We start from the raw sequence: 14,265 nt of genomic DNA on the forward strand, positions 1-14,265 counted from the left end.
ACCACGCCGGAGACCTGCTGCTGGAGCAGCAGCGTGACGTAGTCGGCCTCGGAGACCCCGCCCTTGGTCTGGGTGCACAGCACGGGCGTCAGGCCCAGTTGCGCGAGCGCGCCGCCGATCACCTCGGCGAAGGCCGGGAAGATCGGGTTCTGCAGTTCGGGGAGCACCAGGCCGACGAGCCGGGCCCGTTCGCCGCGCAGCTGGGTCGGCCGTTCGTAGCCGAGGACGTCCAGGGCGGAGAGCACCGCCTGCCGGGTGGCCTCGGAGACTCCGGGCTTGTCGTTGAGGACCCGGCTGACCGTGGCCTCGCTGACCCCGACCTTCTTCGCCACTTCAGCAAGTCGTCGCGTCATACGCGCAAGAATAGCGCAAGAAACGCAAACCGTTTGCGCTGCCGGTCGATCGCGCCTCAGCGATCCCGACGGGCGGCCCACAGGCCGCGGACATGTCCCAGATGCCGGGTCATGACCTCGCGCACGGCGGCCTCGTCGCGGGCGACGAGCGCGTCGAGGAGTTCGAGGTGCTCCTCGGCGGACGCCAGCAGCCGGCCCGCCTCGACGAGGGCGGTCAGCCCGTAGAGGCGGGAGCGCCCGCGCAGGCCGCGTACCACCTCGACCAGATGCGTGTTGCCCGCGAGGGCGAGCAGGCCCAGGTGGAAGCGGGTGTCGGCCTCGACGTACGCGATGAGGTCACCGGCGACGGCGGCGTGCACGATCTCCCGGGCGGCCGGGCGCAGCGCCTCCAGGGAGACCGTGTCGGCGGTCGCGGCCAGCCCCACGACGGTGGGGATCTCGATGAGCGCGCGGATGTGGTTGTACTCGTCGAGCTGCTTCTCGGAGACCGCCGTCACCCTGAAGCCCTTGTTGGGGACGGTGTCGACCAGTCCTTCCTTGGCGAGGTCGAGCATCGCCTCGCGCACCGGGGTCGCCGAGACGCCGAACCGGGCGGCGAGCGCCGGGGCGGAGTGGACCTCCCCGGGGCGCAGTTCACCCGCGATCAGCGCGGCCCGCAGGGCGTCGGCGACCCGCTCCCGGTAGCTGCTGCGCCGGCCGCCCAGGGAGGGCAGCGCGGGAGCGGCGGCGGTGGACGGGGCGCCGGTGCGCTGGGCGGTCATGCGGGCTCTCCTGGCGGGTGCGGTGCGGGCGTGCGGCGGGTGGTCGGTCGGGGCCTCGGCCCGGGGCCGGTGGAGGTGCCGTCCGGCCGGGGTGGCGGGCCGGTCGGGGTGGCGGGCCGTGCCGGGGTGGCGGGCCGTGCCGGTGCAATGTCACGCGCCACCGGGGTCCATTATCCCGGTGCATCCCGGTGGCGCGTGACGCCCGCGTCCTACAGGACGAACCCGGCCGGGAACGGATCGCTCGGGTCCAGCAGGTACTGCGCGGTGCCGGTGATCCACGCCCGGCCCGTGAAGCTGGGCAGCACGGCCGGGCGTCCGCCGACCTCGGTGGTGCCGAGGAGGCGGCCGGTGAAGCGGGTGCCGATGAAGGACTCGTTCACGAACTCGGTGTCCAGCGGGAGTTCGCCGCGCGCGTGGAGCTGCGCCATGCGCGCGCTGGTTCCGGTGCCGCAGGGCGAGCGGTCGAACCAGCCGGGGTGGATCGCCATCGCGTGCCGCGAGTGGCGGGCGGTGGCGCCGGGGGCGATCAGATGGACGTGGTGGCAGCCCCGGATGGACGGGTCCTCGGGATGGACGGGCTCCTCCTCGGCGTTGATCGCCGCCATCAGCGACAGCCCGGCCTTCAGGATGTCGTCCTTGCGGCCGCGGTCGAAGGGCAGCCCGAACCGCTCCAGCGGCAGGATGGCGTAGAAGTTGCCGCCGTACGCCAAGTCGTAGGTCACCGTGCGCCCGTCGGCGAGGGTGATCTCGCGGTCGAGGGCGACGGCGAAGGACGGCACGTTGCGCAGGGTGACGGCCTTCGCCGCGCCGTCCTCCACGGCCACCTCGGCCACGACCGGCCCCGCCGGGGTGTCGAGCCGGATCACGGTGACCGGCTCGACGACCTCGACCATGCCGGTCTCCACCAGCACGGTCGCCACCCCGATCGTGCCGTGCCCGCACATCGGCAGATAGCCGGAGACCTCGATGTAGACCACGCCCCAGTCGCAGTCGGGGCGAGTGGGCGGCTGGAGGACCGCGCCGCTCATCGCCGCGTGGCCGCGCGGCTCGTTCATCAGCAACTGCTTGATGTGGTCGTGGTGTTCACGGAAGTACAGGCGCCGCTCGTTCATGGTGGCGCCGGGGATCGTGCCGATGCCGCCGGTGACGACACGGGTGGGCATGCCCTCGGTGTGCGAGTCGACGGCGTGCAGGACGAGTTTGCTGCGCACTGGCCGGTCTCCTTCCGCGCTTACGCGAGCCCCGCGGCCACGGCCCGTTCGGTCGCGGCGCGGACGGCGGCCTCCTGCTCGGGCAGCAGCGGCACCCGCGGCGGCCGGCAACGTCCCCCGTGGCGGCCGACGATGTCCATGGAGAGCTTGATCGCCTGCACGAACTCGACCTGGGAGTCCCAGCGCAGCAGCGGGTGCAACTGCTCGTAGAGCTTCTTCGCGGTGCCCAGGTCGCCGGCCGCGGCGGCCCGGTACAGCTCCACCGACGCCCGAGGGAGGGCGTTCGGGTACCCGGCGACCCAGCCCTTCGCGCCGGCGACGGCCAGCTCCAGCAGGACGTCGTCCGCGCCGATCAACAGGTCCAGTTCCGGAGCGAGTTCGGCGATCCGGTAGGCGCGGCGGACATCGCCGGAGAACTCCTTGACGGCGTGGATCAAGCCCTCGCCGTGCAGCTTCGCCAGCAGTTCGGGCACCAGGTCGACCTTGGTGTCGATGGGGTTGTTGTACGCGACGACGGGGACCCCGGCCCCGGCCACCTCCTCGTAGTGGGCGAGGACGGAACGCTCGTCGGCGCGGTAGGCGTTGGGCGGCAGCAGCATCACGGACGCGCAGCCGGCGTCGCGGGCCTGCTCGGCCCAGCGCCGGGACTCCGCCGAGCCGTACGCGGCCACCCCGGGCATCACCCGCGCGCCGCCGACGGCCGCCACGGCCGTCTCCACGACCTTCGCCCGCTCGTCGGGGGTGAGCACCTGGTACTCGCCGAGGGAGCCGTTGGGTACGACGCCGTCGCAGCCGTTCTCGACGAGCCACGCGCAGTGCTCGGCGTACCGTCCGTGGTCGACGCGGAGGTCGTCGTCGAAGGGGAGCGCGGTGGCGACGAGGACGCCGCGCCAGGGCCTGATCTCGGTGTCGGTCATGGGAACTCCCTCTTCACAGGATGGTGCGCAGGAGATGGGTCGTGTGCTGCGTGAGATGTGGTGGGTGAGATGCGGTGGGTGAGATGCGGTGGGTGAGATGCGGTGCGCGTGAGTGGTGGCGTGGTGGGACGGGGCGCGGTGAGATGTGGCGCGGCGACCCGGTGAGATGTGACATTGCATCGTTCCGCGCGTCGTGCCCAGGACCGCTCGCCGCCGCCGGGGTGCCGGGTCCCGGCGGGCCGGTGGCGGACCGGCCCGGAGGCCGGCCGCTCAGCCGCCCGCGCCCGCGGCCCGGCCATCGCCCTCCCCCTGGTCTTCGGCCCGGCCACCGTCCCCGCCCGCGTCCTCCCCGGCGCGTGCCAGCACGCCGAGCGGTACGGGACGGGCGAAGGGTCTGCGGGACGGGGTGAACGCGCAGCCGGCGAGCCCCGCGACGGCGGGCGCGCACATCCGGCCCTGGCACCAGCCCATGCCGGCCCGGGTCAGCAGTTTCACGGTCCGGACGTCGCCGGCGCCCAACTCCCGGACGGACGCCCGGATCGCGCCCGCGGTGACCTCCTCGCAGCGGCAGACCACGGTGGCGTCGGTGACGCGTTCGCCCCAGCCGGGCGGCGGTGTGTACACGGCGTCGAGCACGGCGGAGAAGGCGCGCAGCCGGGCGCGGGTCCGCGCGGCTTCCGGCCACGCGTCCGGGCCGGGCGGGGCGCCGAGCAGCCGGGCGGCGGCCGAGCGGCCCGCGATGTGGCCCTCGGCGAGCGAGAGGGCCGCGCCGCCGACGCCGGTGCACTCCCCCGCGGCCCAGACGCCGGGCACGTCGGTGCGCTGCTCGTCGTCGGCGTGCACGGCCGGGCCCGCCAGCCGGCAGCCGAGGGCGTCGGCGAGATCGGTGTGCGGGAGCATGCCGTGGCCGACGGCCAGGGTCGCGCAGGCGATGCGGCGCGCGGTGCCGGGCCTGGTCCGGCCGCCCGCGTCGAGCGCGGCGACGGTGACGGCCTCCAGGCGCTCGGTGCCGTGCGCCTCGACGACGGTGTGCCGGGTGAGGACCCTGACACGGTGGCGGAGCAACTGCCCCGCGTACAGGGCCCCTTCGGCGAGTTTTCCGGGCTGGGCCGCGAGCGCGCGGGCCTGGCGCGGCAGCGCCCCGGGGTCGGCCGACTCGACCAGCGCGCGCACGTCGACCCCGGCCGCGGCGAGCCCGGTGGCCACGGGGAGCAGCAGCGGGCCGGTGCCCGCGACGACGGCGGTGTTCCCGGAGGTCACGAGTCCCGCCTTGAGCATGGCCTGGGCGCCGCCCGCCGTGACGACCCCGGGCAGGGTCCAGCCGGGGAACGGCAGCACCGTCTCGTGGCCGCCGGTCGCGAGGAGTACGGCGTCGGCGCGCACCTCGGCCGGGTCGCCGCGTCCGGGGCCGGTCAGGGCGTGCACGGTGAAGCCGCCGTCCGGCGCGCGCTCGGCGAACCAGACGTGGTGCTCCCTCGCGTGGCGGACGCGGCCCGCCGCGATGTGCCGGGCGAGCCCGTGCCGCAGGCGTGCGAAGGTGCGCCACTGGTGGTGCAGGGCCTGGGGCCGGCGGGCGCGCAGTGCGGCGGCGGGCTGCCGGTAGAACTGGCCGCCCGCCTCGGGCTCCGCGTCCAGCAGGGTGACGCGGACGCCGCGGGCGGCCGCGGCGAGGGCGGCGGCGAGTCCGGCGGGCCCGGCGCCGATCACGGCGAGGTGCGGGGCGTCGCGCCCGGGGCAGCGGTCAGTCATCGTGGCCCGTCCCCCGCTGGGTGCGGATGGCGTCGCCCGGGTGCAGCGGCGCCAGGCAAGCCCGCTGGTTGGGGCGGTCGTTGAGGGTGACCAGGCAGTCGAAGCAGACTCCGATGCCGCAGAAGACGCCGCGTGGGCGGTCCTCGCCCCGGGTGCCGCGCCAGGAGGTGATCCCGGCGCTCCACAGCGCGGCGGCGACGGTCTGTCCGGGGAGGGCCTCGATCTCCCGGCCGTCGAGGGTGACCGTGAACGCCGGACCCGGTCGGGCGTCGGCGAGTTCCAGCGGGGTCCTCATGCGCTCTCCTCGGTGAAGCGGTCCGGGCGGAAGGGCGCCAGGTCCAGGTCGGGCGGGTGCCCCGTCAGCACCTGGGCGATCAAGTGGCCGGTGGCGGTGGCGAGTCCGATGCCGGCCCCCTCGTGGCCGCAGGCGTGGTGGAGGCCGGGGACGCGCGGGTCGGGGCCGATCGCAGGCAGGTGGTCGGGCAGGTACGGGCGGAAGCCCAGGTAGGCGCGGAGGGCGTGGACGTCCGCGAGGAACGGGAACAGCCGGGTCGCGCCCGCCGCCAGGGCGCGCAGGGCGGGCAGCGAGTACGTCCGGTCGAAGCCGACGCGTTCGCGGCTGGCGCCGATCAGGACGGGGCCCGCGGCCGTGCCCTCGACGACCGGGGAGGTCTGCAGGGCGGCGGAGTCGCTGGCGACGTCTGCCACGTAGTCGGCGGCGTAGACCTTGTGGCGGACCCTGCGCGGCAGGGGCTCGGTGACGAGGACGAAGCCCCGGCGCGGGAGGACGGGGAGGTGGGTGCCGGCCAGTGCGGCCAGGTCGCCGCCCCAGGTGCCGGCCGCGTTGACGACGGCCGGCGCGAGGAGGTCGCCGCGGTCGGTGCGCACGCCGCGCACCGCGCCGCCCGGGGTGCGCAGGACGGCGGTGACGGTGTGCCCGGTGAGCAGCCGGGCGCCCGAACCGCGGATCAGGTGGGCGGCGGCGAGCGCGGGCATGACCTGGCTGTCCTGGGGGTAGTGGACGCCGCCCGGGAGTCCGGGCGCGAGATGGGGTTCGAGGTCGTACAGGGCGTGCGGGGCGAGCGGTTCGGCGAGGACCCCGGCGGCGCGCTGTCCTTGGGCGAACTCCTCCAGCGCGGTGAGTCCCCCGGTGGAGGACGCGACGACGACGCCGCCCTTGGCCTCGTACTCGACGGCCGTGCCGAACTCCTCGGCCAGCCCGGCCCACAGGCCGGTGGACAGCAGGGCGAGAGCGAGTTCGGGGCCGGGTTCCTTGTCGGAGACGAGGAGGTTGCCCTCGCCCGCGCCGGTGGTGCCGCCGGCCACCGGTCCGCGGTCGACGAGGATCACGTCCAGGCCCGCGCGGGACGCGTACAGGGCGCAGGCGGCGCCCACCATCCCGGCTCCGACCACCACGACGTCGCAGGTCAGTCCCTTGCTCACGACAGTACTATGTCACACACCACTCGGGGACGGAACGGTCCGACGCCATGGCGCACGAGAGAGCCGCCCACGCTCCACCGCGCACACGGGGCGGACGGCCCGAGCCCCGACCGCCCCGCGCACGGGGCGGACACCCCGGCCCACCCTTCGCCCCGCGCACGGCGACGGACGGCACGACGGCCGCTCGCGCGCGGTGTCCCCCGGTGTACGGGCACACCGCGCGCGAGCGGCCGTCGTGAGGAAGCGCGGGTCTCCCGCCGCGTCCTGACGGGGCGCCGTCGGCGACCTGAACGCCGACGGTGCCCCGTTCAGTCCTCGGAGGCGGGGACCACGCGCAGGTGTGAGGCGGGACGGCGGGGCCCGCCGGTCCTGGGCCGGTCGCGGCGTGCCTCGCGCGGCACCAGCGTCAGCCGGGTGTACCCCAGCTCCTGGAGGGATCTCGGTGTCTCGTCCACGATCCGGCACTCGGTGGGACCGCGGCGCGGGTCGGGGTGCAGCAGCGGGAGCACCGCGCCGTCCTGCGCCACAGCACGTTCGCCTACCGCGCGGATCCAGTGCGGCAGGCCCTGCCGGTAGGCCGCCTCCATGATCGGGTCCTGGGCGATCTCCCGGCGGATGGCCTGGAGCCCGCGGTCGTGGCCGCGGTGCTCCAGGGCGGTCGCGAACTGGGCCAGCATCGGCAGGCACCAGTTGGACTCGTGCTCACCGAGGACGGTGCCGGCGTCCGGGTGGAAGAGCACGAAGCGCAGGAAGTTGTCGCCGGGCATGGCCGTCGGATGCGGGCCCACGCCGCGGAAGAGCGACGCGAACGCGGCGTTCGACAGGACGACGTCCCAGCGGTGGTCAAGGACCACCGAGGGGAAGGGCACGGCCTCCACCAGCGCGGCGTAGTCCCGCAGATAGGCGCGGGCCTCGGGACTCTCGGGGACGGGCCGCGGTACGGACCGCTGCCCACCTGCCTGATATGCCATCGGGAGGTCACCCCTCTTGCCTATGCGGCCTTCTCGCGGCGCCTTGATCCTGGTGCCCCCGCCCGAGTCGTGTCAACTATCGTGGCATTCCACGACGGTTGACGGCTGAAATTGGCCACAGTTGTGGCGAGACCTGGATGTGCGTTCGAACTACCCGGTAATCTTCCCTGAGTTCACGGCAACCGCTTGTGAGAAGCCTGTGAGAGACGTAGGAGATCTGTCGGTGACGGATGGCTTCGAGGGTCCGGGCACCACGGTGACGGCTGCGCTGCCGGCCGTCGTCGCCCGCGTCACCGCGCTCGCCGACCGGCTCGGTGTACCGCACGCGGAGGTCTTCGAGCCCGGCAGGCTGTCCGTGGCCTCGGGCGTCCCGGAGTCCGTGGTGAAGGCGCTGCTGAGCGGTCGCCCCGCGGGTGAACCCGATGTGCAGGCCCGCTTCCTCCAGCGGCTGGACCTGCTGCGGCGCACCCGCCTCAAGCCCAACGGCCGCAAGTACACCCAGCAGGAGATCGCCGACGGCGCGGGGATGTCGCGCCAGCAGGCGGGCGCCCTCATCAACGGCGACCGGCGTCCCACGATGGAGCACTGCGACGCCGTCCAGCGCTTCTTCCGCGTGCACGCCGGATTCCTCACGGCCGAGGACCCCGAGGCGCTGGAGGGCGCCCTCCAGCGCGCGGAGCAGGATCTGCTGCAGCGCCTCGCGGAGCGCGAGGCCGCCCAGGCGGCGGAGGACCCGCTGGAGCGGCTGCTCCAGGACCACGGAGTGCGCGGTATCGCCTGGCGGGCCGCCCAACTGCCCACCGACCAGCACCGCGACAAGGTCGCGGAGTGGCTGGACATGCTCCTGGAGAGCGTCAGGCGGCCCGAGTCGTGAACCGGGGAGAACGGGAGACCAGTGGGCATCGGTAGGGAAATGCGCCGCCTGTGCGGCGAGTTGGTCGCGGAGCTGACGCTCGCCGCCCCCGCGGCGCCGGAGAAGCTGTACGGCGCCCTGTGCGACGCGATGAGCAGACGCCGCGGCCGTCCCGTCCACTTCCGTACGGCCGCCTTCCCGCCGGGTACCGCGAGCGGACTGTGGCTCGACATGGCCGACCAGGACCTGGTGGTCATCGAGGAACGCACCGCTCCCGACCACCAGCTGGTGATCCTCGGCCACGAGCTGTGGCACATGAAGGCCGGGCACTGCACCCACAGCATCGAGGGCGCCACGGTGGCCGCCCGGCTGCTGGACGACGAGGCGGACCTGCGCTCCGCGGTCCTGAAGGTCGCCGCGCGCGACCACTTCGACCGGGCCGAGGAGCGCGAGGCGGAGAGCTTCGGCCTGCTGCTGGCCAGCAAGTGCCGTACCTGGCTCGCGGTTTCCGCCGCGCGGGGGCAGCGCGACCACCTGGCCGGACGCATCGAGGCGTCCCTCGGGTACCTGGGGCCCCAGGGCTGATCCGGCACCGCGGCGCGGCGGCGGGACCCGATTGTCAGTGGGGGACGGCAAGCTGGTGGTGCGCCCTGCCTGCGGGGCGTGACGCGACGACGCCGAGCACCCGGGGAGAGCCGACCGATGCCCACCGCCGTACTGACCGACCGCGAGCGCACCGCCGTCCGGGCCTACCTGCGCCTGATGCACACCGTACGGGCCGCCTTCGACGCCCCCGCGGGACCGGACCGGCCGCCCGTGGTGCCGCCCGCCGTGCTCGCCGAGGCCGAACAGGCCCTGGCGGAAGCGGGGTTGACGGGAAACGAGGAGTCGTTCTTCCGGCTGCTGTCGAGCTGGTGCCCCGCGCGGCCGTGACGCGCGGGCGCCGGGCGCGGCAGGCCGCCCGCAGGACACGCCCGGCGGGGGCCCTCAGCCGTGCGGCACGCTCACCGCGGTCGCCACCAGCCCCCGGGCCACCGTCCAGCGCCCCTCGAAGACGTCGAGCCGGCGGCCGCCGACGAGCGGGCCGGGCACGAGGAGCCGGGCCCGCAGCGCGCCGCCGAGTCCGGGTCCGGGGTCGGCCCGCACGTCGATGTCGGCCTCGGAGAAGTCCAGCCACTTCCCGGTGAGGGGGAACCACGCCTTGTAGACGGACTCCTTGGCGCTGAACAGCAGCCGGTCCCAGTGGACGCCGGGGCGCGCGTCGGCCAGGGCACGCAGCCGCAGCGCCTCGGCGGGCAGCGAGACGGCGGCCAGGACGCCGTCCGGCAGGGGCTGGTGGGGTTCGGCGTCGATGCCGAGGGAGGCCAGCTCGGTGGCGCGGACGAGCGCGGCGGCGGCGTAGCCCTCGCAGTGGGTCATGCTGCCGGCCAGCCCCTCGGGCCAGCCGGGGGCGCCGCGTTCGCCGGGGAGCACGGGCCGGGGCGGCACGCCGAGCTTCTCCATGGCGCGGCGGGCACAGCCGCGGACCGCGGTGAACTCGCGGCGGCGCTTGTCGACCGCCCGCGCCACGACCGCCTCCTCCTCCGGGTAGAGGACCGTGTGCTCCGGTTCCCCGTCGCCGAAGGTCTCCACGGCGACGACCGGGTCCGGCAGCAGTTCCGCGATCACCTGGACCCGTCCTCCCGGGGCAGGATGCGGCGCAGTCGGCCGGGCGGGCCGGGGCGCTTGCGCCACTCCCTGGGGTAGCCCACGGAGACCTCCTCGAAGCGCACGCCCTCGTGCCAGGTGGTGCGGGGGATGTGGAGGTGGCCGTACACCATCGCCTCGACGCGGAAGCGGCGGTGCCAGTCCGCGGTCAGCCGGGTGCCGCACCACATGGCGAACTCGGGGTGCCACAGCACGTCGGTGGGGTGCCGGTCCAGCGGATAGTGGTTGACCAGGACGGTCGGCAGGTCCTCGGGCAGCGCGGCGAGCCGTCGCTCGGTGGCGGCGACCCGGGCCTCGCACCACGCCTCGCGGGACGGGTGGGGGTCGGGGTGCAGCAGGTACTCGTCGTTGCACACGATCCCGGTCCCGTGGGCGTACTCCAGGCCCTGCGCCTTGGTCGTGCAGCCGGCGGGCAGGAAGGAGTAGTCGTACAGCAGGAACAGCGGTGCGACGGCGACCGGGCCGCCGGGGCCGTCCCACACGGGGTAGGGGTCCTCGGGGGTGAGCACGCCCAGCTCACGGCACTTCTCGACCAGGTGTTCGTAACGGGCGGCGCCGCGCAGCGTCACGGGGTCCTTGGGGTGGGTCCACAGCTCGTGGTTGCCCGGTGCCCAGACGACCTTGCGGAAGCGGCCCGCGAGGGTCTTCAGGGCCCAGTCGATGTCGGCCACGGTCTCCGCGACGTCCCCGGCGACGAGCAGCCAGTCCTCGTCCGTGCCGGGGCGCATCCGCTCGACGAGGGCGCGGTTCTCCTCGTAGCCGATGTGCAGATCGCTGATGGCCAGCAGCTGTGCGGTACCACCGACCGTCGACGCCACGCCGTGCCCCTTTCCGCATCCGCGGACCCGGTCCGGTCGGATCCGATCACCGGAACGACACCACGAGAACACAGGTCGCGTTCACCGTACAAGGTGTCGCGTCGCCGCGGGCGGAGCCGGTCGGGAACGGTCCACCATTCCGTAACACCGACGTTGCACGGGGCACCCCTCGCACGCCGTATGATCGCCCCAACACCGCTGGGAAACCCCTTTCGCAAGGGGCGGTTCGGTGACCCTTCCTCCTCCCTGTCCGGGCTCGGGCGCGCTCCGCCCTGCCCGCGTACCCCGAAAGGACGGCCCTGCATGGTCTCTCGCGTACGCGTCTGGCTCAACCGCACGTACGCGGAGAACGTGTTCTTCATGGAACAGCTGCGGAGAAATCCCAGCGACCGGGCCGTCGAGATCCACGCCACGCACGCGGACCCCGACTCCCCCGTGCTGGCCGCCGCCGACACCGCCGAACCGGAGCCCGAGGGGCTCTCGCCCGCCGCGTACGTCGAGTACGCCCTCGCGCAGTGCCGGCGCCGCGGGATCGACGTGTTCGTGCCCCGGCTGCACCAGGCCGCGATCGTCGCCCACCGCGCGGAGTTCGAGGCCGTGGGGACGGCGCTGCTGGCACCCCCGCCGCAGGCCGTGGCGGTCTTCCAGGACAAGGTGATCGCCTACGAGGCCGTACAGGCGATCGGGGTGCCGGTGCCGCCGTGGCGGCGGGTGCGTGACGCGGACGAACTCATCGCCGCGGTCGAGGAGTTGGAGGCGGGCGGCCATCGGGCGTGCTTCAAACCGGCGTCCGGCGCGGGCGGTGTGGGTTTCCGGGTGATCACCCGTTCGCCCTACTCGCTGACGCATCTGAGCGGCTTCCCCACGCCGTACGTGCAGCTGGACCTGGTCGTGGACGCGCTGCGGCGGGCCGACGAGCCGGTGGACTGGATGGTGATGCCGCGGCTGGAGCAGCCGGAGGTGTCGGTGGACTGCCTGACCGGTCCCGACAACCGGGTGCGGCTGGCGATCGGGCGGGTCAAGAACGGCCGCAGGCGCGCGTTCACCCTCCAGGAGCAGTGGCTGGAGCCTGCCCGGCGGATCGCGGAGGGGTTCGGGCTGCACCATCTGTCCAACATCCAGTTCCGGATGTTCGGCGGGACGCCGGTGCTGATGGACGTGAACACCCGGCCGGCGGGCGGGCTGCACCAGCTGTCGCTGTGCGGGGTCAACGTGCCGTGGCTGGCCGTCCAGCTCGCGCTGGGCGAGGACCCGGGCGAGGTGGTCCCGCCGTTCCTGGGCCAGGACTACACGGTGGTCTCGGGGCCCCGCCCGCTGCGGCCCGCGTCCCTCGCGCAGGAACACCGGCAGGAGCACCCGCAGGAGACGCAGCCGCTGCTGCCGGCCGTACCGGTCCCCGCGCCCGTCCGGACGGTCGAGGCCGGGGCGGCGCAGGCCCTGCCGCTCTAGAAGCGTCCCCCCGGGGCTTCCCGTCATCGGTATGGACCAATCCGTGCGTCAGAACTTGACAGCGGAATTGGTCCATACCAATTTGGTCCGCGCGCCTCTCAGCACCTGTGCACTCCCGAACACCCCGCTTTTCCGGGGGAGATCACGTGCGCGACCAACCTCTCGGGCGTCTCGGACGCCGGTTCCTCGCCCTGCTCGGCACCACTGCTCTCGCGCACGGCGGGGCCGTCGCCCTGCCGGGCACCGCCCACGCGGCCGACATCCTCGCCACCCCCGGTTTCGAGTCGGGCGGACTCGCTCCGTGGTGCTGCGCGGGCGGCCTCGGCTCCGTCGTCTCCTCCTCCGTGCGGGCGGCGGCACCAAAGCCCTTGCGGGGGCGGCGAGTTCGAGTGGCAACGCCCGCTGCTCCCAGACCGTGGCGGTGCAGCCCGGCACCGCCTACGCCGGTCGGTCAACTGCGACCGGCCGTGCGCGGGCGGCGGCGTGACGAGCAACTGCTCGGGCATCGACCGGAGCACCCGGCAGTTCACGTCCATCATCGCCGGGTTCACCGGCTGATCCGGCCGCGGCATCCCTCGTACACCCTTCCGGGAGATTTTTTCCGGGAGGGTGTATCAAGGTGCCCGCCGCGCGCTCTAACGGAGGGAAGGGCACGGGGGAAGCACCCGGGGGTGGGGGAACAACGGGGGAACCACGGGGGAGCACGGGGGATTTCGGGCCGGTCGGCCGCCGTCGGGGGGACGGCGGCCGGCCGGCCCGAAGTGCGTCCGGGGCGGCGCTCAGGAGCGGCCCGCGCCCCGGTAGACGGCCAACTCCCCCGCCAGTTCGACGGCGAGGACCGTGGCGTGCGGGTCGAGGTCGTCCGGGCCGGGCGGATCGATCCACAGCACACCGGGCGTGTCGTGCAGGCCGCCGGTGATCCGGTGCGCCAGCTCCCTGCCGCTGCCCAGCACCGTGACCCGGCGCACCCCGCCGAGCAGCCCGCGGACGTTGATCTGCGCGCGCGGGGCGTCGAAGAGGATCAGGTACAGGGTGCGGCCGTCCTTCGAGAGGGTGCTCGGGCCGTGGTGGTGGCCGGGCGGCAGGCCGCGCCGTGTGCCGTACACCGCCTCGGCGTGCCGGGCGATCCAGTCGCCCAGCCCCTCCAGCCGCGCCACGTGTTCCGCCGGGATCGTGCCGTCCTCTCGCGGGCCCACGCTCAGCAGCAGGTTGCCGCCGCCCGCGATGGTCTCCGTGAAGTAGCGGATCAGCTGGTCGACGGACTTGTGGTTGCGGTCGTGGTGCTGGTGCCCCCAGGAGTCGTTGACCGTCAGGCACAGCTCCCACGGGCCCTCGGGCGGCACGACGGGGGCGCCCTGCTCGGGGGTCGCGTAGTCGCCCTCGCCGAGCATACGGGCGTTGAGTACGACGTCCGGCACCTCGGAGCGGATCAGCGCGGCCAGTTCGGGGATGCGCCACTGCTCCTCGCTGCGCTCCCACTCTCCGTCGAACCACAGCAGGTCGGGCCGGTAGCGGGTGGCCAACTCCCTTACCTGGCCGTCCCGGTGGGTGAGGTAGCGGGCCCAGGCCGCGGGGTCCTCGTGTCCGGGCGCCGGCTCCGAGTACGGGTTGTCCGTGAGCTCCGGCGGACGGTCGGGGCGGCGCGCGGAGGCGTAGTCGGGGTGGTTCCAGTCCGAGTGGGAGTAGTAGAGGCCGACCTTGAGCCCCTGCTCGCGCAGGGCGTCGGCATAGCCCGCGATCAGGTCCCGGCCCACGTGCAGTTCGCCGTGGGCCGTGTCCCACAGGGCCACGCCGTCGTGGTGGCGGCTGGTGAGGACGGCGTACCGGGCGCCGGCCCGTGCGAAGAGCCGTGCCCAGGCGCGTGGTTCGTACCGGGCGGCGGTGAAGCGGTCGAGCTGGGACATGTACCGGTCGTGGGGGACGACGCCGTCGTAGAACGACCAGGACTCCGCGACGCCGTCCACGGCGTAGATGCCCCAGTGGACGAATATCCCGAGCTTGGCGTCGGTGAACCAGGGCTGCATCGGCATCTG

General features: G+C 74.2%; 15 protein-coding genes and 1 pseudogene. 5 read left to right on the forward strand and 11 right to left on the reverse strand.

The features are described 5' to 3' along the window. The 8 genes from SZN_RS14535 to SZN_RS14570 all read right to left on the reverse strand — a co-directional run. A partial coding sequence (locus tag SZN_RS14535) for a LacI family DNA-binding transcriptional regulator (RefSeq protein ID WP_043730671.1) occupies positions 1-353 on the reverse strand: 353 nt, incomplete at its 3' end. A 56-nt stretch (positions 354-409) separates the two neighbouring features. Beyond that, positions 410-1,114 (reverse strand): GntR family transcriptional regulator, encoded by a 705-nt coding sequence (locus tag SZN_RS14540; protein ID WP_007495632.1) that lies wholly within the window; start codon positions 1,112-1,114, stop codon positions 410-412. Positions 1,115-1,323: 209 nt separating this feature from the next. Then, the gene (locus SZN_RS14545) at positions 1,324-2,325 is read right to left on the reverse strand and encodes a proline racemase family protein (protein WP_007495634.1); all 1,002 of its coding nucleotides are present in this window, start codon (positions 2,323-2,325) and stop codon (positions 1,324-1,326) included. Between the two features lie 20 nt (positions 2,326-2,345). Next, a complete protein-coding gene (locus SZN_RS14550) occupies positions 2,346-3,242 on the reverse strand; it encodes a dihydrodipicolinate synthase family protein (protein ID WP_007495637.1) in 897 nt (298 codons plus the stop codon). 270 nt (positions 3,243-3,512) lie between these two features. Beyond that, positions 3,513-4,991 carry an FAD/NAD(P)-dependent oxidoreductase gene (locus SZN_RS14555; protein WP_007495638.1) on the reverse strand — a complete coding sequence of 493 codons (1,479 nt, stop codon included), beginning with the start codon at positions 4,989-4,991 and terminating at the stop codon, positions 3,513-3,515. Beyond that, positions 4,984-5,286 carry a (2Fe-2S)-binding protein gene (locus SZN_RS14560; protein ID WP_007495639.1) on the reverse strand — a complete coding sequence of 101 codons (303 nt, stop codon included), beginning with the start codon at positions 5,284-5,286 and terminating at the stop codon, positions 4,984-4,986. Before SZN_RS14560 ends, SZN_RS14555 begins: the two co-directional genes overlap by 8 nt. Further along, positions 5,283-6,434, reverse strand: coding sequence for an NAD(P)/FAD-dependent oxidoreductase (locus tag SZN_RS14565; RefSeq protein WP_007495640.1), 1,152 nt, complete (start codon positions 6,432-6,434; stop codon positions 5,283-5,285). The genes SZN_RS14560 and SZN_RS14565 overlap by 4 nt, the downstream gene beginning before the upstream one ends. Before the next feature lie 308 nt (positions 6,435-6,742). After that, the gene (locus SZN_RS14570) at positions 6,743-7,405 is read right to left on the reverse strand and encodes an MmyB family transcriptional regulator (RefSeq protein WP_007495641.1); all 663 of its coding nucleotides are present in this window, start codon (positions 7,403-7,405) and stop codon (positions 6,743-6,745) included. Between the two features lie 223 nt (positions 7,406-7,628). Here SZN_RS14570 and SZN_RS14575 point away from each other — a divergent pair, with 223 nt between their 5' ends. From SZN_RS14575 to SZN_RS14585, 3 genes are all read left to right on the forward strand, one after another. Then, positions 7,629-8,279: a helix-turn-helix domain-containing protein gene (locus tag SZN_RS14575; RefSeq protein WP_007495642.1), complete on the forward strand. Its 651-nt coding sequence runs from the start codon at positions 7,629-7,631 to the stop codon at positions 8,277-8,279. 39 nt (positions 8,280-8,318) lie between these two features. Next, the gene (locus tag SZN_RS14580) at positions 8,319-8,843 is read left to right on the forward strand and encodes a hypothetical protein (RefSeq protein WP_007495643.1); all 525 of its coding nucleotides are present in this window, start codon (positions 8,319-8,321) and stop codon (positions 8,841-8,843) included. Positions 8,844-8,960: 117 nt separating this feature from the next. Then, complete coding sequence (locus tag SZN_RS14585; RefSeq protein WP_007495644.1) at positions 8,961-9,191, forward strand: hypothetical protein; 231 nt, start codon at positions 8,961-8,963, stop codon at positions 9,189-9,191. 54 nt (positions 9,192-9,245) lie between these two features. On the opposite strand, the gene SZN_RS14590 is transcribed toward SZN_RS14585, so the two are convergent. Together SZN_RS14590 and SZN_RS14595 are read right to left on the reverse strand one after the other, a co-directional pair. After that, the gene (locus SZN_RS14590) at positions 9,246-9,926 is read right to left on the reverse strand and encodes a 4'-phosphopantetheinyl transferase family protein (protein ID WP_007495646.1); all 681 of its coding nucleotides are present in this window, start codon (positions 9,924-9,926) and stop codon (positions 9,246-9,248) included. Further along, positions 9,923-10,783 (reverse strand): metallophosphoesterase family protein, encoded by an 861-nt coding sequence (locus tag SZN_RS14595; protein WP_007495647.1) that lies wholly within the window; start codon positions 10,781-10,783, stop codon positions 9,923-9,925. Before SZN_RS14595 ends, SZN_RS14590 begins: the two co-directional genes overlap by 4 nt. Positions 10,784-11,086: 303 nt before the next feature. Here SZN_RS14595 and SZN_RS14600 point away from each other — a divergent pair, with 303 nt between their 5' ends. Continuing rightward, positions 11,087-12,232 carry an ATP-grasp domain-containing protein gene (locus tag SZN_RS14600; RefSeq protein ID WP_007495648.1) on the forward strand — a complete coding sequence of 382 codons (1,146 nt, stop codon included), beginning with the start codon at positions 11,087-11,089 and terminating at the stop codon, positions 12,230-12,232. A 146-nt stretch (positions 12,233-12,378) separates the two neighbouring features. After that, a pseudogene (locus SZN_RS42545) lies at positions 12,379-12,677 on the forward strand (carbohydrate binding domain-containing protein); the annotation flags it as partial. A gap of 334 nt (positions 12,678-13,011) precedes the next feature. On the opposite strand, the gene SZN_RS14605 reads toward SZN_RS42545, so the two are convergent. Then, a complete protein-coding gene (locus SZN_RS14605) occupies positions 13,012-14,262 on the reverse strand; it encodes an alpha-L-fucosidase (protein ID WP_007495649.1) in 1,251 nt (416 codons plus the stop codon). Between the last annotated feature and the right edge of the window lie 3 nt (positions 14,263-14,265).

Origin of the sequence: Streptomyces zinciresistens K42 (genome assembly GCF_000225525.1) — a bacterium.
In the GTDB taxonomy this organism is placed as follows: Bacteria; Actinomycetota; Actinomycetes; order Streptomycetales; family Streptomycetaceae; genus Streptomyces; species Streptomyces zinciresistens.